The organism is Enhygromyxa salina, assembly GCF_002994615.1.
Lineage (GTDB): Bacteria > Myxococcota_A > Polyangia > Nannocystales > Nannocystaceae > Plesiocystis > Plesiocystis salina_A.
This window is the reverse complement of the sequence record NZ_PVNK01000247.1, coordinates 1-1,192: the sequence shown is the minus strand read 5'-3', so window position 1 is coordinate 1,192 and position 1,192 is coordinate 1. Positions and strand designations below refer to the sequence as shown.

Genomic DNA, 1,192 nt, shown 5'->3' with positions numbered 1-1,192 from the left:
AGCACCGCCCGCGTCGCCCCGGTCCCCCTCGACTGGCGACCCACACCGAGGGCGGTGCTCGTGCCCAAGCTGGTCTGCCCCGCCCTCGGCGAGGGTGAGACCGGCGCGGTCTCCCTCCGCGTCGAGGTCGACGCGAGCGGGCGGGTGAGCGCGGTCGCTGTCCTCGACGGCCTCGACCCCGCGTGCGACGCCCTCGCCGTCGACGCCCTCGTCCACGCCGAGTTCGAGCCCGCGCGCAGCCCTGCGGGTGAGCCGATCGACGCCTCGCTGACCTTCGTCTACCGCTTTGGGGTCGACCGCTTTGAGGTCGAGGACCACGACGATGACTGATCCAGCCACGAAGCGGCGCCACGCCAAGCTCCTCGTCCTCGATCTCGACGAGACCCTGATCCACGCCCGCGCCAGAGGCGAGGCCGAGCTGCCGTGGCCGCCCCAGCGCCAGGTCGCCCACTTTCGCGTCTACCTCCGCCCAGGCGTGCGCGAGTTCATGAACGCCGCGCTCGATCGCTTCGTCGCCGTTGGCGTGTGGACCTCGGCGACGACCGACTACGCGACCGCGATGCTCGAGCGGATCGTCGATCGTCGGCGCCTCCGCTTCATCTATTGCCGCGAGCGCTGCACCCAGCGGCGCGACGTCGATCTCGACGAGACCTACTGGATCAAGGACATCCGCAAGCTCGACGGCTTCGGCTTCGACAAGCACCAGATCCTAGTCGTCGACGACAAGCCGCGCGGGCTCGAGCGTAGCTACGGCAACCTCGTCCGAATCCCGCCCTTCGAGGGGGACCCGGAGGATCGGACCCTGGCCAGGCTCGGGCCCTACCTCGACCAGCTCGGCGCGGTCGAGGACGTGCGCGCCGTCGAAAAACGCGGCTGGTGGCTGCGCGACGATGAGGACGACGTCTAGCAGCCCGGGCTGCAATGCCTCGTGCCGCCTCGCTTGGCCTTTTCGCCGAGGGCGTTGTCGCCAAAACTTGCAGTACGCCCGGTACAGCGGCGTTTTGGCTTCGCGCCCTCGGCGGAAATTCCGGCGCGAGGCGACACGATGCATTGCACCCCGGGCTGCTAGCAGCCCGTGGTGCGGCGGCGAAGCCCCCTCCGCTCACCCCAAACGCTCGCCTCTCGGCTCGTACTAGCCCTAAATCTATTGGCTAGCGGCTGTCCCCGCGAGCGCACGGATCTCGGCCACGAC

At 69.6% G+C, this 1,192-nt stretch carries 2 protein-coding genes; both read left to right on the top strand.

The window, feature by feature from the left end; genetic code table 11:
• A partial coding sequence (locus ENSA5_RS28440; protein WP_219906880.1) for an energy transducer TonB occupies window positions 1–330 on the top strand: 330 nt, incomplete at its 5' end.
• Window positions 323–907 (top strand): HAD family hydrolase, encoded by a 585-nt coding sequence (locus ENSA5_RS28435; protein ID WP_106394853.1) that lies wholly within the window; start codon window positions 323–325, stop codon window positions 905–907. The genes ENSA5_RS28440 and ENSA5_RS28435, both read left to right, overlap by 8 nt.
• The last annotated feature ends 285 nt before the right edge of the window (window positions 908–1,192 follow it).